We start from the raw sequence: 21,610 nt of genomic DNA, 5'->3' as shown, positions 1-21,610 counted from the left end.
TCCACCCGGTTCGCTCGGGCTCCCCTCGGGCGAGAATGGAACGATGGAATCCGTGGCGACCGCCCACCTGACCCACGCCGAGGCCGAGAGCCTCCTCGCGGCCCGCGGCACCGAACTCGAGACGCTGTTCTCGCGCGCGGGCGAGATGCGTGATGAGGGACTGGCGCGGGCCGACCGTCCCGGTGTCATGACCTACTCGCGCAAGGTCTTCCTCCCCCTCACGACGCTCTGTCGGGACCGCTGTCACTACTGCGTCTTCGTCGACACCCCCGCGCAGCTGCAGCGCGCGCACAAGCCGCTGTTCATGACTGCCGAGCAGGTGCTCACCGTCGCGCGCCGGGGCGCCGCCCTCGGGTGCAGAGAAGCGCTGTTCACCCTCGGCGACCGCCCCGAAGACCGCTGGCCCCAGGCGCGGTCCTGGCTCGACGAACACGGCTACGCCTCCACGCTCGACTACGTCGGTGCGATGGCCCGTCTCGTTCGCGACGAGACGGGCCTGCTGCCCCACCTGAACCCCGGCGTGATGACCCTCGACGAGATCCGCACGCTGCGGCCCGCCGCCCCGTCGATGGGGATGATGCTCGAGACGACCTCGCGGCGGCTCTACGAGGAGCCCGGCCAGGTGCATCACGGCTCGCCCGACAAGGACCCGGCGGTGCGCCTGCAGGTGATCGAGGATGCCGGAGTGGCACGGGTGCCGTTCACGACCGGCATCCTGGTCGGCATCGGCGAGACCCTTCGGGACCGCGCCGAATCGCTCTTCGCGATCCGGGACGCCCACGCCAGGCACGGCCACATCCAAGAGGTGATCGTGCAGAATTTCCGCGCCAAGCCGCGGACGGCGATGCGCGGCGCCCCCGACGCCGAGCTGCTCGACTACGCGACGACGATCGCGGTGGCGCGCCTCGTGCTCGGGCCCGACATGCGCATCCAGGTTCCCCCGAACCTCTCCGATCCGGGCGAACTCGGTCTGCTCGTGCGGGCGGGCGCCGACGACTGGGGCGGCGTGTCGCCCCTCACCGCCGACCATGTCAACCCGGAGCGCCCCTGGCCGCAGCTCGACGACCTCGGCGCTCGCACCGCCGAGCTCGGCTTCGACCTGCGCGAGCGCCTGACAGCCCATCCCGAGTACGTCCGGGACGCGCAGCGGTGGATCGACGGGGAGTGCCTGCCCGCGACGCTCGCGCTGGCCGACCCGGCCACCGGACTCGCGAGTCGCGAACAGGCTCGCGTCGCACAGGCCCCCGCGGGCACAGGTGCGGCCACCGGGGCATCCGCCGAGCGCGAGCCGTCGGGGAGGCTGCTCGATCGCGCCGCCACCGACCCCTCCTCACTCGAGGACGTCGAGTGGGTGCAGCTGCTGACCGCGCGGGACACCGCGCTCGACGCGCTCACCGAGACCGCCGATCAGCTGCGCCGGTTCACCGTCGGCGAGGCCGTGAGCATCGTGGTCAACCGCAACGTCTCCTCGAGCCTGTACCGCGCGTCCCGCACGGCGGAAGCCGATACCTATGACGCCGCGGCGCTCGCCGACATCGCCCGAGACGCCGTCGAGCTGGGTGCGACCGAGCTCTGCGTGCAGGGCAACACGGCCGCCACCGAGGCACCCGAGGCGTATTTCGAGATCGCTCGGACGATCCGCACAGCGGCACCCGGCATCCACCTGCACGCCTTCCGGCCGGCCGACATCGACGACCTGGCCCGCCGCACGGGGCTCGGGCTCGAGGGTGCACTCGATGCCATGGCGCACGCCGGCGTGGACACCGTGCCCGGTACCGGCGTGAAGGTCCTCGACGACCGCATCCGCCGCCTGGTCGCGCCGGACGACATCCCGGTCGACCGCTGGCTCGAGGTGGTCACGGCGGCGCACCGCGCCGGATTCCGCTCGACCTCGGTGCTCTTCTACGGGCATGCCGAGACCGCCGAGGAGCGGATCGCGCATCTGCGACGACTGATCGCGATCCAGTCCGAGACCGGGGGCTTCACCGAGTTCGTGCCGATCCCGTTGCCCGGCCACGGCGCCGCCCTCGTGCCCGGGCGCTCGGCCGCCGACGAGCACCGCGCCATGTTCGCCGTCTCGCGCCTGATGCTCTCGGGCTCGATCGCGCACATCCAGGTGCCGTGGACCCGCCTGGACCACCCGACGGTGCGGGCGCTTCTGCGCGCCGGGGCCGACGACCTGGGTGGCACCCTGCTCGATGGGCGAGTGCTGCCGCGGGCGGGTGTGGAGCACGGACACGAGCTGACACTCGACCGAGCGGAACGGCTGGCCGGTGCTCTCTCCCGCCCCCTGCGCCGCCGCGCCACCGATTACCGCGACGCACCGGCCGGTGCACGATGACCGACGTCGATGTCGATGTCGATGTGGCGGTGGTGGGCGCGGGCTTCGCCGGACTCGGCATGGCGCTGGCCCTCCAGAACGCCCAGCACGAGTCGTTCGCGGTGCTCGAACGCGCCGACGATGTGGGCGGCACGTGGCGCGAGAACACCTACCCCGGCATCGCCTGTGATGTGCCCGCCCACTTGTACCACTTCTCCGACCATCCCCGCGCGAGCTGGTCGCACACGTACGCGCCGGGAACCGAGATCCAGGAGTACCTGGGCGACGTCGTCCGGGCGCGAGGGCTCTCGCCCCGCATCCGGTTGAACACCCCGCTGCGGCGCGCCCGCTGGACCGGCGGCGCGTGGCGCATCGAGACCGGAGGGGCGGATGCGGGCACCTTGCGGGCGCAGTCCCTCGTGCTGGCGTGCGGGCGCCTCACACAGCCGCGCCTGCCCGGCGTGCCGGGGATCGCGGCGTTCCCCGGTCCCGTCGTGCATACCGCACGGTGGGACCACACGATGCCACTCGCGGGCAGGCGCATCGCCGTCGTCGGCACCGGCGCGAGCGCCGTGCAGCTCGTGCCCGAGCTCGTGCGCCGCGGCGCGAGCGTGACGCTCTTCCAGCGCACGCCCGCCTGGATCATGCCGCGGGGCGGCGCCGCCGTCGGGGCGGACGAGCAACGCCGGCTGGCCGAGGATCCGCAGGCGCTGGCCCGCGTGCGCGAGCACCTCTTCGACGAGGGCGAAGCGCGCTTCGCCTCGCGCTCGGGCGATGCCGAGGCCTCGGCATCGGCACGTGGCGCGGCACTGGCGCACCTGCAGCACCAGGTACCGGATGGCGCCCTGCGCGATGCGCTCACTCCGCGGTATCCGTTCGGATGCAAGCGGGTGCTGCTTTCGGACGATTTCTATCCCGCGCTCTCATCCGGCGCCGTCGCGCTCGAGCCGTCCGCTCTCGTCGGCGTCGAGGGCCACACGCTGATCGCGGCGAGCGGCGCGGCGTACGAGGCCGACGCGCTCGTGCTCGCGACGGGGTTCGAGACGACGCGCCAGCCCTACGCCGACCTCGTCGAGGGCGAACGGGGCCTGACGCTGGCCGAGCACTGGGCGGACGGCATGACCTCGCTCGGCTCGACGGTGGTGAGCGGGTTCCCCGACCTCTACGTGCTGAACGGGCCGAACGCGTCGCTCGGGCACAATTCCGCGGTGCTCATGGCCGAGGAGCAGGCGGCGTTCGTCGTGCGCTGCCTCGACGAACGCCGCAGCTCGCCCCGGCGGGTGCGAGCCGAAGCCGAGCGGGCCTACACGCGCGAGATCGTCGCCCGCAGCGCCGGCACGCCCTGGCTCGCCTCCGGATGCCGCAACTGGTACGTCGACGAGCGCAGCGGCCGCCTGACGCTGCTCTGGCCGGGCACCGTCGCGGCATTCCGCGATCGGCTCGCGCGCATCGGCCCGGATGACTTCGAATCCGATGGCTTCGACCCCGCCCCCGCGGGACTTCTGGAAGGAGCAACATGAGCGTTCCCATCCGATTCGGCTACAAGGCCTCCGCCGAACAGTTCTCCCCGCGCGACCTGCTCGAGTACTCCGTGCTGGCCGAGGAGGTGGGCTTCGACTCGGTCTTCGTCTCGGATCACCTGCAGCCCTGGATGCACGACGGCGGGCACGCCCCCGCCGCGATCCCCTGGCTCGGGGCGCTCGGTTCACGCACCTCCCGCATCCTGATCGGCACATCGGTGCTGACCCCGACCTTCCGCTATCACCCGGGTGTGGTCGCGCAGGCGTTCGCGACGCTCGGCGCGCTGTACCCGGACCGCGTCATCCTCGGGGTGGGCACCGGTGAGGCCCTCAACGAGGTCACGCTCGGGCTCGACTGGCCCGACCCGCCCGAGCGCTTCCAGCGGATGAAGGAGGCGATCGGGCTCATCCGCACGCTGTGGACCGAGGACCGCGTCACCTTCGACGGCACCTACTACTCGACGTCGAACGCCACGATCTACGACCGGCCCGATCATCCGGTGCCGATCTACATCGGCGCCTCGGGGCCCGCCGCGACGCGGCTGGCGGGCCGCATCGCGGACGGCTACATCACGACGAGCGGCAAGAAGCCCGAGCTGTACACCGAGACGCTGCTGCCCGCGCTCGACGACGGGCTCGGCAAAGCCGGACGCACCCGCGACGACGTCGACCGTCTGATCGAGGTGAAGGTCTCCTTCCACCCCGTCCGCGCCGAGGCGCTCGAGAACACGCGCTTCTGGGCGCCGCTCGCCCTCTCGCCCGAGGAGAAGATGGGCGTCGACGACCCGCTCGAGATGCAGCGGCTGGCCGCCGAGCTGCCGATCGAGCGCGCCGCCTCGCGCTTCATCGTGTCGGACGATCCCGACGAGCACGTCGCCGAGATCGAACGCTATCTCGATCTCGGCTTCCGGCACCTCGTCTTCCACGACCCCGGCCACGACCAGGAGCAGTTCCTGCGCCGGTACGGCACCGAGATCCTGCCGCGACTGCGGGCGCGAGCGGAGGGATGAACCTGGCGCATCGCCTCGACTGGGTCGTCATCGTTCCGGTCAAGCCCGCGGTCCGCGGCAAGTCCCGGCTTCGCGTCGGCGGGGTCGACCGCGAGCGGCTGGCGCGCGCGATCGCTCTCGACACGATCGTCGCGGCCGCCGACGTGGCTCGGGTGGTCGTCGTGACCGACGATGCCGATGTCGCGGCCGCGCTCGCCTCGGTCCCCCGCGTTCGCGTCCTCCCCGAGAACGGGGGCGACGGGCTGAACGCGGCGATCGCTCGGGGTGCGCGGCACGCCGGCACGGACCGGCCGCGCGCCGCGCTGCTCGGCGACCTGCCCGCGCTGACTGCGCACGACCTCGACGAGGCGCTGGCGCAGGCCGAGTCGCTCCCCCGTGCGGTCGCGCCGGATGCCGAGGGCGTCGGCTCGACGCTCGTCACGGCGGCGGCGGGCGTCGAGCTGATCACGGCCTTCGGCCCCGACTCGCTGCATCGCCACGTCGCTGCGGGATGCCGCGCCCTCGACATCCCCGCGACCTCGTCGCTGCGGCGCGACGTCGATACCGCGGCCCATCTCGATCAGGCCCGCGGCCTGGGCCTGGGTCCACGCACGGCGGGCCTGCTCGAGGCCACCGCGCCACACGGTCGTTGAGCGAGCGCAGCGAGTCGAAGCAACGACACGCGAGTGACGCTTCGACTCCTCGCGGCGCTCGTCGCTCAACGACCGGCAGAACCCCTTCGAGCGAGCTCGAGCGCCGCCGCCGCAAGCGCCGCCGAGGTCTCGAGGTCCCGCATCCACAGGGGAGCGACACCCGCGCGGATGCCGAGGGCATCGACAGCCGGGGCGGCCCCGGCATCCTCCTCCGCGACCAGCCAGGCGTCCAGAAGCCCGCCGTCGTCGCGCGCACCGTAGAGCTGGGCGACGCCGGATGCCGAGCATTCCGCGCCGATCGCCGCGAGACAGACCTCCGCCATCCCGCGCACGGCGCGTCCGCCGATGATCGGCGAGACACCCACCACGGGGGCGTCCGTCTCACGCAGGGCGACCCGGATGCCGGGCACGGCCACGATCGGCCCGACCGAGACCACCGGATTCGACGGCGCCACGACCACGACGTCGGCGTCGGCGATCGCCCGCGCCACGCCGGGCGCAGGCTCAGCCTCGGCGACGCCCGGATTGTCGAAGCGCACCGGCTCGAGCGAGGCGCGATATCTGGTCCACCACTCCTGAAAATGCATCGGCCGCTCGTCCGCACCGTCGCGGACGGTCACGATCGTGTCGACCTCCGCCTCGGTCATCGGCAGGATCTCGGCGCCGATCGGCCATCGGCCGCAGAGCCGACGCACGACCTCGGCCACACCGGCCCCCTCGCGCAGCCACCCGGTGCGCGCGAGATGGGTGCCCAGGTCGAGGTCGCCCAGGGTGAACCACGGCCAGCCCGCGCCCCACGCACGCAGCTCCGCCGAGACACGCTCGCTCTCGCCCGCGCGTCCCCAGCCGCGCTCGGTGTCGTTCACACCCGCCAGTGCGTAGAGCAGCGAATCCACGTCGGGCTGCAGACGCACACCCGTCAGCCACATGTCGTCGCCCGTGTTGGCGACGATCGTGATGCGCGCGTGCGGGTCGGTGCGCCGCAGGTGCTCCCGCAAGCCCCGGGCGAACGTCGACCCGCCCACACCTCCGGCGAGCAGGACGACGCGTCGAGACGCGCTCACGGTGCGGAAGGCGCCGCGGCGGCCGCCGCACGGGCCGCGGCCGGCAGCGCGGCGACGATCACCTCGAGAGCGGCGTCGTCGTGCGCGGCGGTCAGGAACCACGCCTCGAAGACGCTCGGCGGCAGCGAGACTCCCGCGTCGAGCATGGCGTGGAAGAAGGCGGGGTAGCGCCAGGCCTCCTGGGCCTGCACGCCCTCGTTGTCATGCGGCATCCGGTCGGTGAACGCGACCCCGAACAGGTTGCCGGCGCGGGGGACCACGTGCGCGACGCCGGCGGCGGCGAGCGCACCGCCGAGCGCATCGGCGATCGTGGATGCCGCGGCATCCACCCGCGCGTAGACGTCGGCGTCGGCGTGGCGCAGCGTCGCCAGCCCCGCCGCCACCGCCAGCGGGTTTCCCGACAGGGTGCCCGCCTGATACACGGGACCGAGCGGGGCGAGCCGGTCCATCACGTCTGCACGACCGCCGAGCGCGGCCAGCGGCATGCCCCCGCCCACGACCTTGCCGAAGGTGAACAGGTCGGGTGCGTACCGCTCGCCGGCGGATGCCTGCAGCCCCCAGTACCCGGCCGGGTGCACGCGGAAGCCGGTGAGCACCTCGTCGAGGATGACGAGGGCGCCGTGCTCGTGCGCGACCTCGGCGAGGGCCGCGTTGTAGCCGGGCAGGGGCGCCACGACGCCCATGTTCGCCGCCGCGGCCTCGACGATGACGGCGGCGATCCGGTCGCCGTGCACGGCGAAGACCTCGCGGAGCGCATCGAGGTCGTTGTAGGGCACGACGAGGGTCTGCGCGGCGACGGGCGCGGGAACACCCGCCGAACCCGGCAGACCGAGCGTCGCGAGGCCGGAGCCGGCCGAGGCGAGCAGCCCATCGGAGTGGCCGTGGTAGTGCCCGGCGAACTTGACCAGCAGATCACGACCGGTGTAGCCGCGTGCCAGCCGGATCGCGGTCATGGTCGCCTCGGTGCCGGTGGAGACCAGCCGCACCTTCTCGATCGGGCGGTCGTCGCCGACGGACACCCGCTCGGCGATCAGCTCGGCCAGTTCGACCTCGCCCTCGGTCGGGGCCCCGAACGACAGGCCCCGCGCGGCGGCCTCGCGCACGGCCTCGACGACGGCCGGGTGTGCGTGCCCCAGGAGGGCCGGGCCCCACGACGCGACCAGGTCGACGAACTCCTCGCCGTCGATGTCGGTCACCCGGGCTCCCTGTGCCGACGCGACGAAGCGGGGAGAGCCGCCCACCGATCCGAATGCCCGCACCGGCGAGTTGACACCCCCCGGGATGAGCGTGCGGGCACGTGCGAACAGGTCGTCGTTGCGGTGGGTCATGCTTCCATTCTCGCGCGTCCCGCCGGAAGGCGTTTCGACTCGTCGCTTCGCTCCTCGCTCAACGCCCGCGCAGTCGCCGGTCGTTGAGCGAGCGCAGCGAGACGAAACGCCCGGACGGCTCAGAGCTGCTCGCGCAGCCACCCCGCCGCATCCACGGCGGCATAGGTGAGGATCGCATCGGCGCCGGCACGCCGGATGCCGAGCAGCGCCTCGAACATCGCCGCCCGCCCGTCGATCCAGCCGTTGGCGCCGGCCGCGTGGATCATGGCGTACTCGCCCGAGACCTGGTACGCCCAGACCGGCACGTCGACGGCCCGGCGCACCTCGGCGAGCACGTCGAGGTACGGCAGCGCCGGCTTGACCATCACGACATCCGCCCCCTCGGCCACGTCGGTGACGGCCTCGCGCACGCCCTCGCGCCCGTTCGCCGGGTCGAGCTGGTACGTGCGGCGGTCGCCCGTCAGCTGCGAATCCACGGCCTCCCGGAACGGGCCGTAGAAGGCACCCGCGTACTTCGCCGCATAGGCGAGGATGCCGGTGTCGGTGAAACCCTCCGCATCCAGGGCGGCGCGCACAGCCGCGGTCTGGCCGTCCATCATCCCCGACAGACCCAGCAGCTGCGACCCCGCTCGCGCCTGCGCGAGCGCCATCGCCTCATACCGTCGCAGGGTCTGATCGTTGTCGACCCGGCCCCGGGCATCGAGCACGCCGCAGTGCCCGTGGTCGGTGAATTCATCGAGGCACAGGTCGGTCTGCACGACCAGCTCATCGCCCACTTCGGCTGCGACCGCGCGTGTGGCCACGTTCAGGATGCCGTCCTCCGCGTCGGCGCCCGACCCGCAGGCGTCGCGGGTCGCGGGCACGCCGAACAGCATCAGCCCCCCGATGCGGGCCTCGGCGGCCTCGACCGCCGCTGTGCGCAGCGAATCGAGCGTGTGCTGCACGACTCCCGGCATCGACCCGATCGGGGCAGGCTCGCTCAACCCCTCGCGCACGAACATCGGCAGCACCAGCTGCGAGGGAACGAGGTGACTCTCGCGCACGAGCCGGCGCATCGCCGGGGAGTGCCGGGTGCGTCGCAGGCGCCGCTCCGGAAAGCTCACAGCTGGAACTCGTCGGCGGCGTGCGGCAGGGCGAGCCGAGAGACCGCATCGATGAGCGCGCCGACCGTCTGCTGCTCGGCGATGACGTTCACCGGCAGGCCCGCGCGCCGGGCGTCCTTGGCCGTCCGTGGCCCGATCGCGGCGATCACCGTCGCGTCGGGGATCTCGGGGAACTGCTCGCGCACCTGTTCGGCGACCGAGCCGCTCGTCACGAGGATCGCGTTGATCCGGCCGTTCCCCACGTCCCGCGCGATGCGCTCGGTGACCGGCACCCCGATGGTGCGGTACGCGACGACGCTGCGCACGTCATGTCCGGCCTCGGTGAGCTTGCGGGTGAGCACGGGCTTGGCGATCTCACTGCGCAGGGTCAGCACGCGACGCGGCTCGGGTTCGAGCGCGATGAGCTGTTCCGCCATTCCGGCGGCCGAATTGTCCTGTGCCGGCACGAGGTCGACGCGGTAGCCGACGGCTTGGAGCGCGGCGGCGGTCGTCTCTCCCACCGCCGCCACCCTGGTCGTCGCCGGGATCGAGACACGGTGCGCGTAGAGCACGTCGACGGTGGTCGCGCTGGTGACGGTGAGCCAGTCGAACCGGGCGTCCTCGAGGTCGGCGAGGGCCGCGTCCAGCGCCGCCTGATCGCTCGTCGGTGCGAAGTTGATGAGGGGCGCGACGACCGGCACCGCCCCCTGGGCCCGCAGCGTGGCGGCGACGCCATCGCCCCACGGCCCCCCGCGGGGGACGAGAACCCGCCAGCCGCTCAACGGCTTGGGGATCGCGTTGGGTCCAGTGGGTGTCGAATTCATGAAGCAGACTCTCGTGATACGAGGTCAGCCGCCCCTTCTTCGAGCAGCCGACGAGCGATCGCCGACCCGATGAGCGCTGCACGCGCGGTCGGGTCCGCACTGTCGGCGACGTTCGCGCCTTCGCCGTCGCCCGATCCCTGAATATACCCCTGTGTCAGCGACTCGGTCAGATCGAGGCCGACGCGGTCGGCGTGGCCGACGCCGTAGACCACCGCGCGCACGCGCACCTCATCGCCGTCCACCACGGCATGCACGCCGACCGGCGAGTGACAGCCCGCCTCCAGTCCCGCGAGCAGGCTGCGTTCGATGGTCACGGCGATGCGGGTCGCCTCGTGCTCGAGCACCGACACGGCCGCGCGCACGTCCTCCGACGCGTCCTCGCGGATCTCCACGGCCAAGGCGCCCTGACCGGCCGCGGTCGGCCACTCGGCCAGGCCCAGGGCCTCGAAGCGCAACCCTGCCCAGTCTTCGCTGCCCGCAGCGAGCGTCTCTCCCGGGGCCGGAAGCTCGATGATCCCTGCCCGCGCCAGGCCCGCGGCGGCGAGGACGACGGCCGCGAGCTCGCCGTCTCGCACGCGACCCAGTCGCGACTCGACGTTGCCCCGGATGTCGCGAGGCGTCGCACGCGGAGCCCGACGACGCAGCTGGGCGATGCGGCGGGGTGAGCCGGTGCCGACCTCGGCGGCCTCGCCCAGTTCGATCAAGGCGGGACCCCGCGTGGCCACGATGTCCCGCGCGTCTGCCCGCGGCGGGACCGCGGCGATCGAAAGGCCGGGTGCCGGCTGCGTCGGCAGGTCCTTGAGCGAGTGCACGAGCAGGTCGCATTCGCCCGCCGCGAGCGCTTCACGCAGGCGGGTGGCGAACACCCCGGTTCCGCCGATCTGCGACAGTGATGCCCGCGAGACATCGCCCTCCGAGACGATCGGCACCAGCTCCACGGGCGTGCCCGTCGCGTCCGTGATCGCCTTCGCGACCTGCGCCGACTGCGCCGTCGCGAGCGCGCTGCGTCGTGTGCCGAGACGCAGGGTCACTGGAGCACCTCGGGCACCTCATCCAGACGAAGCCGGCGTCCCGTGAAGAAGGGCACCTCTTCGCGCACGTGCCGGCGCGCTTCCGTGGCGCGCAGGTCGCGCATCAGGTCGACGAGTTCGACGACGTCATCCGCCTCGAGGGGAAGAAGCCACTCGTAGTCCCCGAGCGCGAAGGAGGCGACCGTGTTCGCCAGCACGCCGGTGAACGCGGCGCCGCGCCGCCCGTGATCGGCCAGCATCCGTCGCCGGTCCTCCTCGGGAAGCAGGTACCACTCGTACGAGCGCACGAAGGGGTAGAGGCACAGCCAGTCCCGCGGGGGCAGGCCGCGCAGAAATCCCGGTACGTGCTGCCGGTTGAACTCGGCGTCGCGGTGCACGCCCATCGCGTTCCAGGTCGGCAGCAGCGGTCGCAGCAACTCCGTGCGGCGCAGTCGCCGCAGATCGCGCTGCAGCCCCTCGGCGGTGTCGCCGTGCAGCCACACCATGAGGTCGGCATCGGCACGCAGACCGCTGACGTCGTAGAAGCCGCGCACCGAGACGCCGCCGTCCTCGACCAGGCCGACGATGTCCTCCAGCTCGGTGGCGTCCGTCTCGGCGACCTCCGCGGCGGGGTTGCGCCGCCAGACCGCCCACAGCGTGAATCCCGACGGGGATGCCGCATCCGGCGCCGCCTGCGGAGAATCTGGATTCGGAACGCTCGCGTGACTCTCGGTCATGGGTCCAGTCTCGTCCGACGCAGGCCGATCTCCAAACGCCGCGAAAGCCCCACCTCGGGCCCGGCGGCGTTCACCGACGGGGAGCGGTGTAGACGAAGACCGCGCCCCAGACGGCCACGCCGGCGACGGCTGCGGCGCCGACGGCGGCGCCGATCGCCAGGACCGGCTGCCGGCGCGCGAACGCACGGGCCTTGACGGTGAACCGGTCGGTCGCGAAAGCGATGCGGCGTGGCACGTTCGCCTTCTCTTCGATCGCGGCGAGCGCGGCCTTCAGCTCCGCACGTGCCCGCGCCACTGGATCGTCGAGGGGCGGGACCACCGTGCGCGGCTGCGCCACGAGAACGGCGTCGGGGGCGGGGGTCGGATCAGTACTCATCGCGGGCCTCTCGGACGATGCTGACGTCTTCCTTGGCGGCCTGCAGCGGGTTCTCCCGCGCCGCCGCCTTCTTGAACCGAGCCAGGCCGAGCAGCACGAGCACCAGGATGATCAGGATCATCGCGGCGCCGATCACCAGGGCCGACAGCCAGACGGGCCACGCGACCGCGAGTCCCGCGATCGCCGCGGTGCCGAACACGGGGATCGACCAGAACAGCACCATGAGGGCGCCGACGAGCCAGCCTGCCCCGATGCCGTAGTCCTTGGCCGTGCTCGCCACCCACGCCTTGGCCTGCGCGACCTCCGCCAGCACGAGGTTGCGGACGAGCTCGGGGACGTCGCCGATCAGGGTGAGCAGGCTGTCATCCGCGCGATCGCGCATCCTGCCGGGACCGACCATGGTCAGTTCTCGCCCGACGACGACCGCTCCGCCTTTTCGGCGGCCTTCGCCGCCTCGTCCGCGGCTTGCTCAGCGGCATCCGCGACCTTCTCCGCGTCCTTGCGCGCATTGGCGGCGGCCTTCTTGACCTCGGCGCTCGACTCCTTGCCGGCGTCGACGGCCGCGTCGAGCTTCTCGCCCGCAGATCCCTTCTGCGTGACGGCGCGGGTCACCTTGTTCGCGCCGTCCCACAGGGCACCCGGCACGGCCTTGGCCGCGTCTGCTGCGAGGTCCTTGGCCTTGTCGACCTGCTTCTGCACGCCGTCGAGATTCCAGACCTTGTCGGTCTGCGCCTTGATCTGCTCGTACCGCTCTCGTCCGGCACGGCTTCCGAGCACGTAGCCCGCCGCCAGGCCGATCACCAGTCCTACTTTGCCCCGCATGGGGTCTCCTCCCGCTCGTGGCCGGTTGGATTGCTTTCGGTCAGGTCACCAGCGTAGACCCGTATGCCTTTCTCGGCATCCACCCTTGACTTTTGCGTGCATCATCGCCAGAGGACCTCGGTGCGGATGCGTTCGGCACCGGCCAGCGCATCGGGCACGACGTTCGCCAGGCCGGTGCCCGCGAGCCAGGCTCCCACGACCGCCATGGTCCCCGCGTCCGCGACGCTCGCGCGTGCACGAGCCGCCGACTCCGCGAGACCGATGGCGGACGCCGGCTGGCTCTGGGCGTAGCTCGCCCGATGGGCGTCGACCACGGCATCGGCCGGCAGCGACACACCGAGCAGCACGGAGGCCTGCTCGCGCGCAAGGTCGAAGGCGTCGTCATCTGAGAGCGCCGCCGTCGCCGGCGCCTCGCCCTGGGCACCGAAGGAGACCCGCACGACATGCCGGCCACTCTCCCCAAACGCGTCGGCGACCCACTGCCACTTCGCCGTGACGTGGGTGAGCGCCTTGGCCACGTGACTGCCCGGCACCGTCAGCACCCCCGACCCGCGGGGAGCGGCATCGAGGGCCGGCGCGTCGACCACGAGGGTGACGACCTCTACGACCGGATGCACCCCGGCGTCGGTGGGGAGCGCGGGCACCAGGGGCGAGAGGAGGCGGCGCGCCGCCTCCTCTCCGGTCGCAACGATCACGGCGTCGCCCCGCACATCCTCGAGCGCCTCGGCCGGGGTAGCCACGGCATCGCCGCGGCGCTCGGCCGCGTCATCCGCCTCGCGGCGCACGACCCAGTCGTCCTCGCCGCGCGCGATGCTCCGCACCGGTGCGCCGGTGACGACCTCGCCGCCGAGTTCGCGGATGCGCTCGACCAGCGCGTCGACCAGGCGCCCCATGCCCCCGCGCAGCCCCTCGACGGCTGCGCCGGGCGCGAGCTTCGGGTCGCGGTCGCCGCGCATCGCGACGACCGCGCCGGACAGCGTGCCGACGCGCGTGAGGGCCGCGTTCAGCCCGGGCGCGGCGGCATCCACATCGATCTCCTCCGGCCGGGCGGAGTACACCCCCTGCACGACCGGCGCCACGAGACGCTCGAGCACCCGCGCCCCCATCCGCGACGAGACGAGGGTCCCCAGGCTGTGCTGGTGACCGATCGTCAGCACCGGGCGCAGGCGGTCGACGTATGCGCGCCACGCCCCCCGCCAGCCGATGACGCGGCGCACGTCATCGGCGAAGGGGTTCTCGGGAATGCCGAGCAGCCCCCCGGCCGGCAGCGGAGCCGCTCCCACGCGCGGCACTCCGGCCAGCCAGGCCCGACCGCCCCGCGGCCTGACGATCTCGCCGTCGAGCCCGAGCTCCGACAGCAGCGCGCGCACGTGCCCGCCCCGGGTGGCGTAGCTCTCGGCGCCGACGTCGAGCGGCACACCGGCCACCACGCGCGTGCGGATCGCGCCGCCCGCCTCGTCCGCCGCCTCGAGCACGCTCACCCGCAGACCGACCTTGGCGCAGTCCCACGCGGCGACCAGCCCGGCGATCCCCCCGCCGATCACGATGATGCGACTGTCGTGCGCCCGCCGCAGCAGGTCGGCGGTAGCGTCGGCGCTCACCCGCGCTCCTCGTGGACCAGGCGCACGAGGCGGGTCAGCACGTCCGGGTCGGTCTCGGGCGGCACGCCGTGGCCGAGGTTGACCACGTGCGCCCGCGCGTGCCGACCGCGGCGCAGCACATCGCGCACGTGGGCTTCGAGCACCGGCCACGGCGCCTGGAGCAGAGCCGGGTCGATGTTGCCCTGCACGGTCACGTCCGGCCCGAGCACCTCGGCCGCGGCGTCGAGCGGCGTGCGCCAGTCGACGCCCACGGCATCCACGAGGCCGTCGAGCCTCATGTCGGCGAGGATCGCGCCCGTGCCGACCCCGAAATGGATCAGCGGGACCCGGCCGCGCACGGCGGCCAGCGCCGTGTGCGCGTGGGGCGCCACGAAGCGCCGGTAGTCCTCGGGCGAAAGCGAGCCGGCCCACGAGTCGAACAGCTGGACGGCCGAGGCGCCGGCATCCACCTGCGCGCCCAGGAATTCACCCGCGATCAGCGCGAGCCAGTTCGCCAGGCGATTCCAGGCGTCGGGTTCGGCGTGCATGAGGGCGCGGGCGCGCAGGTGTTCCTTCGACGGCCCCCCCTCCACCAGGTAGGCCGCGAGGGTGAAGGGCGCACCCGCGAATCCGATCAGGGGGGTGTCGCCGAGTTCGGCGGTGATGAGGGCGATCGCGTCACGGACGGGCTGCGCCGCCGCGGCGACCATGGCGGGATCTATCGCGGTGAGCGCGTCGATCTGCGCGACGGAGCGGACGGGCTCGGCGAACACCGGCCCGCGACCGGGTTCGATCTCGACCGCGACGCCCGCCAGACGCAGGGGAACGACGATGTCGCTGAAGAAGATCGCCGCGTCGACTCCGTGCCGCCGCACTGGCTGAAGCGTGATCTCGGCCGCCAGCTGGGGGTTCAGGCAGGCGTCGAGCATGCGGGTGCCGACCCTCAGCTCGCGGTACTCGGGCAGCGAGCGCCCCGCCTGCCGCATGAACCACACGGGAGCACGTTCGGGTCGGTCGCCGGACAGTGCCCGCAGCAGGGGCGCGTCATCGGTTGGCATCTGCCCATCCTCCCATCCCGGTCCGGGCCGCGGGCAGCCGCGGAGCCGGTACTATTGAGTGCGTGTTGCTGTGCGTCACGGCGAGTCACAAGACCGCCGACTTCGATCTGCTGGAACGGCTCAGCGTGCACACGTCGGACATCGCTCCCCTGATTGCGGAGCACGACGCGTGCGTGCGCGGAGCCGTCGTTCTGGCGACCTGCAACCGCTTCGAGGCCTACCTCGACATGGACGACCCCGTCACGGCGGTCGAAGCCGTCGGCGTCGAGGCCGCCCTGCTCGCCATCGAAGCCGCGACGGGCGTCGATGCCCACGAGTTCGAGGGGTCCTACCGCGTCGTCACCGGTCCACCCGTGGCCGAGCACCTGTTCTCGGTGGCATCCGGGCTCGAGTCCGTCGTCGTCGGCGAGGGAGAGATCGCCGGTCAGGTGCGGCGCGCGCTCGGCGAGGCACGCCGCCACGGCACGTCCTCCCCCGAACTCGAGCGGCTGTTCCAGCGCGCCAGCGAGGCCCAGCGCGGCGTCAAGAACGCCACCGCACTCAGCCGCGCCGGGCGATCGCTCGTGCGCCTGGCGCTCGACCTGGCCGACAGCCGCGTCACCGACTGGTCGGACCTGCAGGTGCTTCTGGTCGGCACCGGCGCCTACGCTGCCGCGACCCTCGCGGCATTGCGCGACCGCGGCGCCGACCACATCACCGTGCACTCCCCGTCCGGCCGCGGTCACCGCTTCGCGACCAAGCACGGCCTCGCGTGGACGGATGCCGCCGGCTTTGCCCGCACCGCGGCCGCGGCCGACCTGGTCATCACCTGCACGAGCGCGGATCATCACGTGCTCGACGCCCGGGTCCTGACCGAGGGGCGCGGGGCGCTGGCGGAGGAGATGCCGGCCGCCGCCGAAGCCGCGTCGGCATGCCCGGCGATGCCGGGGGCGTATGGCGGCGGCAGGACTCTCGTGGTCGACCTGGGCCTGCCGCGCAACGTCGACCCCGATGTCGCGACTGTCGCCGGTGTCGATCTGCTCGACCTCGAGACGATCCGCCTGCACGCCCCGCTCGACGAGCTGCAGGCCACCGACGCCGCACGCGAGATCGTTCGCGACGCTGCGGCGCGCTTCGCGCAGGTCGGTGAGCGGCAGAACCTCACCCCCGCGGTCGTCGCACTGCGCGCACACGTCTTCGGCATTCTCGAGAGCGAGATCGAGCGCCTGCGCGACGACGACGGCCGCACCGAGCAGGCTCTGCGGCATCTCGTCGGCCGGCTCGTGCACACGCCGACCGTACGCGCCCAGGAGCTCGCGACACAGGGCCGCGCTGCCGACTATGTCGCCGCTCTCGACGCTCTGTTCGGCATCACCCCGGCGATGCCGCAGGAGCGCGGCGACGCCGAAGGACGCGACGCCGCCAGCGCGTGAGCTTCCCGGTCGCGCACGCGCGATCCGTGTGCTCGGCGCCTCTCAGTGCGACACTGGGGTCATGACCCTCCATATCACCGGCGACGCCGCCGCGGACGAGCTGCTCACCGCGGAACCGCTGGCGCTGATCATCGGGATGCTGCTCGACCAGCAGGTTCCGATGGAGACGGCGTTCGCGGGCCCCCACAAGATGCGTGCGCGCGTGGGCGACCTCGACGCGTCGACGATCGCCGCGCTCGATCCTGAGCAGTTGACGGAGGCGTTCAAGCAGACGCCGTCGATCCACCGCTTCCCCGGCTCGATGGCGGCGCGGGTGCAGTCGCTGTGCGTATGCATCAGGGACGACTGGGAGGGGCGCGCCGAGAACATCTGGACCATCGGCGATCCCGACGGGCGCGAGACGCTGCAGCGCCTGAAGGCGCTCCCCGGGTTCGGTGAGCAGAAGGCGAAGATCTTCCTGGCTCTGCTCGGCAAGCAGTACGGCTATCAGGGCGAGGGGTGGCGCGAGGCATCCGCCCCATACGGCGACGAGGGCGCCTACCGCAGCGTCGCCGACATCACCGGACCGGAGTCGCTCGTGCGGGTGCGCAGCTACAAGAAGGCGATGAAGAACGCCGCGGCTCGAGGGGAGGCCCGATGAAGCCGACCGGTGGCGATGTCGGGGCGCTGATCGCCAAGGCGGGGTCGGCGGCGCGGCGTCGTGACGCCGTCGCGCTCGTGGACCTGATGCGCGAGGTCAGCGGCCACGAGCCCGAGCTCTGGGGCTCGATCATCGGCTTCGGCCGGTGCCACTACCGCTACCCGACGGGCAACGAGGGCGATTCTCCGATCATCGGCTTCGCGCCCCGAAAGCAGGCGTCGACGATCTACCTGCTCGACGGCATCGACGCTCACCGCGAGGTGCTCGACGCGCTCGGCCCGCACAAGACCGGCGTCGGCTGCCTCTACCTGCAGGACGTGTCGGCAGTCGACCTCGACGTGCTGCGCGGCATCCTGGCTCGCTCGTTCCGCTACGTCACCGACGGCGGGGGCGAATACGCGCACCTGACGGTCACCGGCTGACGCGCGAACGCGGCCTGCCCGCGTCGAGCACAACCGGTCAGGCGCCCCGCAGGCGGTCGGACAGATACCCGGGGAGCGCATCGATGGCGACCCGCTCCTGGGCCATCGTGTCGCGCTCGCGCACCGTGACGGCCCGGTCATCGAGCGAGTCGAAGTCGATCGTGACGCAGAACGGGGTGCCGATCTCGTCCTGTCGGCGATACCGGCGCCCGATCGCGCCCGCGTCGTCGAAATCGATGTTCGCGTCGCCGCGCAGGCTCTCGGCCACCTCGCGGGCGAGGGGCGAGAGCCGCTCGTTGCGAGAGAGGGGCAGGACGGCGACCTTGACCGGCGCCAGACGCGGGTCGAGCGCGAGCACCGTGCGGGTGTCCGTGCCGCCCTTGGCGTTCGGCACCTCCTCCTCGCGGTAGGCGTCCACGAGGAACGCCATCATGGCGCGGGTGAGCCCGAACGACGGCTCGATGACGTAGGGCGTGTACCGCTCGCCCGACGCCTGATCGAAGAACGACAGGCTCTGACCGGAGGCCTCGGAGTGGCTCTTGAGGTCGTAGTCGGTGCGGTTCGCGATGCCCATCAGCTCACCCCACTCCTTGCCCGGGAAGCCGAAGCGGTACTCGACGTCGATCGTGCCGGCCGAGTAGTGCGCGCGCTCCTCCTCCGGAACGTCGATGCGGCGCATGTGCGCGGGGTCGACGCCGAGCTCGACGAACCAGTCCCAGCAGGCCTCGACCCAGTGCTCGAACCACGCGCCCGCCTCGTCGGGCGGGGTGAAGAACTCGATCTCCATCTGCTCGAACTCGCGGGTGCGGAAGATGAAGTTGCCGGGCGTGATCTCGTTGCGGAACGCCTTGCCGACCTGACCGACGCCGAAGGGGGGCTTGCGCCGGGCGGCCGTGAGCACATTCGTGAAGTTGACGAAGATGCCCTGTGCGGTCTCGGGCCGCAGGTAGTGCACGCCCGACTCGTCATCGACGACGCCGAGGTAGGTCTTCATCAGGCCCGAGAACGCCTTCGGCTCGGTGTACTCGCCACGGTTGCCGCAGTTGGGGCACGGCACATCGGCGAGGCCGTTCTCGGCGGGGCGGCCCTTGCGCGCCTCGAAATCCTCGATGAGGTTGTCGGCGCGAAAGCGCTTGTGGCAGCTGAGGCACTCAACGAGGGGATCGGTGAACGTCGCGACGTGGCCGGACGCTTCCCAGACACGCTTGGGGAGGATGATCGAGGAGTCGAGCCCGACCATGTCGCCGCGCGAGCGGACGAACGTCTTCCACCACTCGCGGCGGACGTTCTCCTTGAGCTCGGTGCCGAGCGGACCGTAGTCCCACGCGGAGCGCGACCCGCCGTAGATCTCGCCCGCTTGGAAGACGAACCCGCGGTGGCGGGCGAGGGCGATCACTTTGTCGAGACGGGACTGTTCGGCCACGGTGGCTCCAGGTGAGGTGTCGGAGGGAGGGGGCGCGAATCGCGCAGGCGGCTGCGGCCGCGGCATCCGCCCCATCCTACCGGCGCCCCTCTCGGCGCCCCACACGGGGCGCCGTGGCGCGACGTCAGGACGACATCGTCACGTGCTCGGCGAAGAGCCCCGGCCACGCCATCACGCCGTAGGGGGTGCGGGCGATCTCGAGCCGGCTGCCCGCCATCAGCTCGTGCAGGTGCTTCGCGGTGCTGATCGGATGGGTGCGATCACCCGTCCAGGCGAGGATCAGCGTGGGCGCGTCGATCGCCGTGATCGCCTCGCGCTCGGGAAAGTCGGTCGCCGCCGCACCGCGCAGCACCATCGGAAGCAGGTGGTCCGCCACAGTCGGACGCGTCGCGGGGGCGTGCGCGAGCGCGGGCGGCACGGGGGCCGTGCTGCCGAGTTCGACGAACGCTCCGATCCCCTCCCGCTCAACGACATCGGCGCCGTTCAGGTACGTCTCGGCCTGCGACCGGCGCGTCTGCCAGGCCGTCGGGGGAACGACGAGCGTCAGGCTCGCGAAGCGCGCGGGATCGCGCACGGCGGCGTGCAGCAGGGTTCCCGTGCCCATCGAGGGGCCGACGCCGTGCACGCGTTCGCCGGGCGCGACGTGATCGAGCAGGGCCAGCAGGTCATCCGCGAGCCGTTCCCAGCGATAGGCGGGCGGATGCCGGGGCCCGGTCGAACCGCCGTGCCCCCGGGCGTCGTAGCGCAGCACGCGGTGGTCACGCAGCGCCCGCCCGAGGTCGAGCCCGAGCTGGGCGTCGCGGGCGCGGCTGGAGGTGAGCCCGTGCAGCTGCACGACGAGGGGGCCGCGCTCGCCGGTGACGTCGTAGTCGATGGCGGCATCCGCTACCTCGAGTGTGGGCACGGCGCCTCCGGGTCGTCACAAGCGGGTGATATCGGGCCTCTAGACTACGCGCGATGCGCTTGACCAACGTCGCACAGATGTCTCTGCCGCCGGGCCGGCTGTGGAGCTATTCGCCCCGGCCGTCGGGGCAGGTCGGGCGCGCCCTGCCACTGTCGTTCGACCAGCGCCGCCACGTCGGCGAGGGTGATCGGCCGGGCTCGTGGATGGCGATCGCGTTCCATCCACCGGGTGATGTGTCGCCCCCGGTGCTCGCCCGGGCCTGGGCGCAGATGATCGCGCGGCACGGCACGCTTCGCACCGCCTTCTCGCGCACGCTCGGCGGGGTGCTCGCCCTGCACGAGATCGAACTCGGCGAGGGCCAGTGGGTCGAGCATCCCGTGCCCGACGGAGCGTCGACACGCGATGCGCTCCGCGCCGTGCTGGATCGCCTCTGCGCCCCCTTCGAGCGACCGTCGCACGCCCTGTGCATCGTGCAGCCCGCCGAGGGATCGGGCGAGGCGCCCGCCGTGGTCATCGGCTCGGACCACGCACACGTCGACATGTGGTCGCTTCTTCTACTGGCACGCGACCTGCTCGAGCGCATCGCCGCTATCGAGGGCGACACCGAGCCCGCGGCACCCGAGGTCGCCCCGTTCTCGGAGCACACGGCACACCTCGACCGGATGCCGCCGGCTCCCGGCGAGGTGCACGCGCGCTGGGCCGCCATCCTCGAGGCCGAAGGCGGCCGGATGCCCACCTTCCCCCTGCCACTCGGCGACGTGGCCACCGCGCACGACGAGATCGTCGAGGTGCGCGACGTGCTCGACGCGGCGCAGACCCGCGCCCTCGAGCAGCGCGCGGCGCAGCACGACACCCGGGTCAGCGCGTACGCAATGTCGGTGCTCGCGACGGTCACGCGCGAGCTGGCCGGCGCCCCGTTGCGTGCGGTGTTCCCCGTGCACAGCCGGCATGAACCGCGCTGGCACGACTCCGTCGGGTGGTACATCACCAACTCCGTCATCGAGTGCGCCGACCCTGCACCGCGGGCCTGCGCCGCCGCGATCAAAGAGGCGCTGACGCTCGGCTCCTACCCCCTCGCACCCCTGCTCGAGCCCTGGGGAGGGATGCCGGCCACTCCCGGCATGTTCGCCATCTCGTGGCTCGATACGCGCAGGCTGCCCGCCGCGCCGTCCGCACGCGGCATCCAATACGTCTCGGCCGTCATCCGCACCGATGGCGTGATGATCTGGTTCATCATCGGCGAGGACGGCCTGCACCTGCGCTGCCGCTACCCCGACACCGCCGAGGCCAGGCGAAACGTGAGGGCCTGGCTTGATGCGGTTGAGCATGGTCTGCGGGAGGCTACAACTGCGGCTACGCCGTATTGATCACGAGGTTGTCAGTGCGGAGGGCATCCTCGACAGCACCGCCGGCGTTGGCGATCCCGCGCCGCCAGCGGAGGGGTTC

The 21,610-nt window shown here is 72.4% G+C and carries 21 protein-coding genes; 8 read left to right on the top strand and 13 right to left on the bottom strand.

Annotation, left to right across the window (positions count from 1 at the left end; translation table 11 throughout):
- The first annotated feature begins 43 nt into the window (after positions 1-43).
- From cofG to cofC, 4 genes are read left to right on the top strand one after another with little or no spacing between them, the layout of a single operon-like run.
- Entirely contained in the window at positions 44-2,341 is a 2,298-nt protein-coding gene (gene cofG / locus M4I32_RS06385) for a 7,8-didemethyl-8-hydroxy-5-deazariboflavin synthase CofG (RefSeq protein ID WP_319033642.1), read from the top strand.
- On the top strand, positions 2,338-3,840 hold the full coding sequence (locus M4I32_RS06380; protein ID WP_319033641.1) for an NAD(P)/FAD-dependent oxidoreductase: 1,503 nt from the start codon (positions 2,338-2,340) through the stop codon (positions 3,838-3,840). The genes cofG and M4I32_RS06380 overlap by 4 nt, the downstream gene beginning before the upstream one ends.
- Positions 3,837-4,850 carry a glucose-6-phosphate dehydrogenase (coenzyme-F420) gene (gene fgd / locus M4I32_RS06375; protein ID WP_319033640.1) on the top strand — a complete coding sequence of 338 codons (1,014 nt, stop codon included), beginning with the start codon at positions 3,837-3,839 and terminating at the stop codon, positions 4,848-4,850. Before M4I32_RS06380 ends, fgd begins: the two co-directional genes overlap by 4 nt.
- Positions 4,847-5,482 carry a 2-phospho-L-lactate guanylyltransferase gene (gene cofC, locus M4I32_RS06370; protein ID WP_319033639.1) on the top strand — a complete coding sequence of 212 codons (636 nt, stop codon included), beginning with the start codon at positions 4,847-4,849 and terminating at the stop codon, positions 5,480-5,482. Before fgd ends, cofC begins: the two co-directional genes overlap by 4 nt.
- Before the next feature lie 65 nt (positions 5,483-5,547).
- On the opposite strand, the gene cofD is transcribed toward cofC, so the two are convergent.
- From cofD to hemE, 11 genes are all read right to left on the bottom strand, one after another.
- The gene (gene cofD / locus M4I32_RS06365) at positions 5,548-6,546 is read right to left on the bottom strand and encodes a 2-phospho-L-lactate transferase (protein WP_319033638.1); all 999 of its coding nucleotides are present in this window, start codon (positions 6,544-6,546) and stop codon (positions 5,548-5,550) included.
- Positions 6,543-7,874 (bottom strand): glutamate-1-semialdehyde 2,1-aminomutase, encoded by a 1,332-nt coding sequence (gene hemL / locus M4I32_RS06360; protein ID WP_319033637.1) that lies wholly within the window; start codon positions 7,872-7,874, stop codon positions 6,543-6,545. The genes cofD and hemL overlap by 4 nt, the downstream gene beginning before the upstream one ends.
- 119 nt (positions 7,875-7,993) lie before the next feature.
- Positions 7,994-8,977, bottom strand: coding sequence for a porphobilinogen synthase (hemB, locus tag M4I32_RS06355; protein ID WP_319033636.1), 984 nt, complete (start codon positions 8,975-8,977; stop codon positions 7,994-7,996).
- On the bottom strand, positions 8,974-9,780 hold the full coding sequence (locus M4I32_RS06350; protein WP_319033635.1) for a uroporphyrinogen-III synthase: 807 nt from the start codon (positions 9,778-9,780) through the stop codon (positions 8,974-8,976). The genes hemB and M4I32_RS06350 overlap by 4 nt, the downstream gene beginning before the upstream one ends.
- Positions 9,777-10,811: a hydroxymethylbilane synthase gene (gene hemC / locus M4I32_RS06345; RefSeq protein ID WP_319033634.1), complete on the bottom strand. Its 1,035-nt coding sequence runs from the start codon at positions 10,809-10,811 to the stop codon at positions 9,777-9,779. The genes M4I32_RS06350 and hemC overlap by 4 nt, the downstream gene beginning before the upstream one ends.
- On the bottom strand, positions 10,808-11,527 hold the full coding sequence (gene hemQ, locus M4I32_RS06340; RefSeq protein ID WP_319033633.1) for a hydrogen peroxide-dependent heme synthase: 720 nt from the start codon (positions 11,525-11,527) through the stop codon (positions 10,808-10,810). The genes hemC and hemQ overlap by 4 nt, the downstream gene beginning before the upstream one ends.
- A gap of 70 nt (positions 11,528-11,597) precedes the next feature.
- Positions 11,598-11,903: a hypothetical protein gene (locus tag M4I32_RS06335; RefSeq protein WP_319033632.1), complete on the bottom strand. Its 306-nt coding sequence runs from the start codon at positions 11,901-11,903 to the stop codon at positions 11,598-11,600.
- A complete protein-coding gene (locus M4I32_RS06330; protein WP_319033631.1) occupies positions 11,893-12,303 on the bottom strand; it encodes a phage holin family protein in 411 nt (136 codons plus the stop codon). The genes M4I32_RS06335 and M4I32_RS06330 overlap by 11 nt, the downstream gene beginning before the upstream one ends.
- Before the next feature lie 2 nt (positions 12,304-12,305).
- Entirely contained in the window at positions 12,306-12,725 is a 420-nt protein-coding gene (locus M4I32_RS06325; RefSeq protein WP_319033630.1) for a hypothetical protein, read from the bottom strand.
- Positions 12,726-12,826: 101 nt separating this feature from the next.
- Entirely contained in the window at positions 12,827-14,326 is a 1,500-nt protein-coding gene (locus tag M4I32_RS06320; RefSeq protein WP_319033629.1) for a protoporphyrinogen/coproporphyrinogen oxidase, read from the bottom strand.
- A complete protein-coding gene (hemE, locus tag M4I32_RS06315) occupies positions 14,323-15,363 on the bottom strand; it encodes a uroporphyrinogen decarboxylase (RefSeq protein ID WP_319033628.1) in 1,041 nt (346 codons plus the stop codon). Before hemE ends, M4I32_RS06320 begins: the two co-directional genes overlap by 4 nt.
- Positions 15,364-15,425: 62 nt before the next feature.
- On the opposite strand from hemE, the gene M4I32_RS06310 reads away from it, so the two are divergent.
- From M4I32_RS06310 to M4I32_RS06300, 3 genes are all read left to right on the top strand, one after another.
- On the top strand, positions 15,426-16,775 hold the full coding sequence (locus M4I32_RS06310; protein WP_319033627.1) for a glutamyl-tRNA reductase: 1,350 nt from the start codon (positions 15,426-15,428) through the stop codon (positions 16,773-16,775).
- 61 nt (positions 16,776-16,836) lie between these two features.
- Positions 16,837-17,415 carry an HhH-GPD-type base excision DNA repair protein gene (locus M4I32_RS06305; RefSeq protein WP_319033626.1) on the top strand — a complete coding sequence of 193 codons (579 nt, stop codon included), beginning with the start codon at positions 16,837-16,839 and terminating at the stop codon, positions 17,413-17,415.
- Entirely contained in the window at positions 17,412-17,837 is a 426-nt protein-coding gene (locus M4I32_RS06300; RefSeq protein WP_319033625.1) for a DUF1801 domain-containing protein, read from the top strand. Before M4I32_RS06305 ends, M4I32_RS06300 begins: the two co-directional genes overlap by 4 nt.
- Positions 17,838-17,874: 37 nt before the next feature.
- Here M4I32_RS06300 and M4I32_RS06295 read toward each other — a convergent pair whose 3' ends face one another.
- Both M4I32_RS06295 and M4I32_RS06290 read right to left on the bottom strand, forming a co-directional pair.
- On the bottom strand, positions 17,875-19,260 hold the full coding sequence (locus tag M4I32_RS06295) for a glycine--tRNA ligase (protein ID WP_319033760.1): 1,386 nt from the start codon (positions 19,258-19,260) through the stop codon (positions 17,875-17,877).
- Between the two features lie 124 nt (positions 19,261-19,384).
- A complete protein-coding gene (locus M4I32_RS06290) occupies positions 19,385-20,164 on the bottom strand; it encodes an alpha/beta hydrolase (protein WP_319033624.1) in 780 nt (259 codons plus the stop codon).
- A gap of 53 nt (positions 20,165-20,217) precedes the next feature.
- Between M4I32_RS06290 and M4I32_RS06285 the strand changes: the two genes are divergently transcribed.
- Positions 20,218-21,531 carry a condensation domain-containing protein gene (locus M4I32_RS06285; RefSeq protein WP_319033623.1) on the top strand — a complete coding sequence of 438 codons (1,314 nt, stop codon included), beginning with the start codon at positions 20,218-20,220 and terminating at the stop codon, positions 21,529-21,531.
- The last annotated feature ends 79 nt before the right edge of the window (positions 21,532-21,610 follow it).

The organism is Microbacterium sp. LRZ72 (genome assembly GCF_033792225.1).
In the GTDB taxonomy this organism is placed as follows: Bacteria; Actinomycetota; Actinomycetes; order Actinomycetales; family Microbacteriaceae; genus Microbacterium.
This window is presented reverse-complemented; position numbering and strand designations above follow the sequence as displayed.

Coding starts and splice junctions, on each gene's coding strand:
- cofC (WP_319033639.1), top strand. CDS start 4,847: ATGAACCTGGCGCATCGCCTCGACTGGGTCGTCATCGTTCCGGTCAAG.
- M4I32_RS06330 (WP_319033631.1), bottom strand. CDS start 12,303: ATGGTCGGTCCCGGCAGGATGCGCGATCGCGCGGATGACAGCCTGCTC.
- M4I32_RS06350 (WP_319033635.1), bottom strand. CDS start 9,780: ATGAATTCGACACCCACTGGACCCAACGCGATCCCCAAGCCGTTGAGC.
- M4I32_RS06335 (WP_319033632.1), bottom strand. CDS start 11,903: ATGAGTACTGATCCGACCCCCGCCCCCGACGCCGTTCTCGTGGCGCAG.
- cofG (WP_319033642.1), top strand. CDS start 44: ATGGAATCCGTGGCGACCGCCCACCTGACCCACGCCGAGGCCGAGAGC.
- M4I32_RS06325 (WP_319033630.1), bottom strand. CDS start 12,725: ATGCGGGGCAAAGTAGGACTGGTGATCGGCCTGGCGGCGGGCTACGTG.
- M4I32_RS06285 (WP_319033623.1), top strand. CDS start 20,218: ATGCGCTTGACCAACGTCGCACAGATGTCTCTGCCGCCGGGCCGGCTG.
- hemQ (WP_319033633.1), bottom strand. CDS start 11,527: ATGACCGAGAGTCACGCGAGCGTTCCGAATCCAGATTCTCCGCAGGCG.
- hemL (WP_319033637.1), bottom strand. CDS start 7,874: ATGACCCACCGCAACGACGACCTGTTCGCACGTGCCCGCACGCTCATC.
- M4I32_RS06300 (WP_319033625.1), top strand. CDS start 17,412: ATGAAGCCGACCGGTGGCGATGTCGGGGCGCTGATCGCCAAGGCGGGG.
- M4I32_RS06305 (WP_319033626.1), top strand. CDS start 16,837: ATGACCCTCCATATCACCGGCGACGCCGCCGCGGACGAGCTGCTCACC.
- M4I32_RS06380 (WP_319033641.1), top strand. CDS start 2,338: ATGACCGACGTCGATGTCGATGTCGATGTGGCGGTGGTGGGCGCGGGC.
- fgd (WP_319033640.1), top strand. CDS start 3,837: ATGAGCGTTCCCATCCGATTCGGCTACAAGGCCTCCGCCGAACAGTTC.
- hemE (WP_319033628.1), bottom strand. CDS start 15,363: ATGCCAACCGATGACGCGCCCCTGCTGCGGGCACTGTCCGGCGACCGA.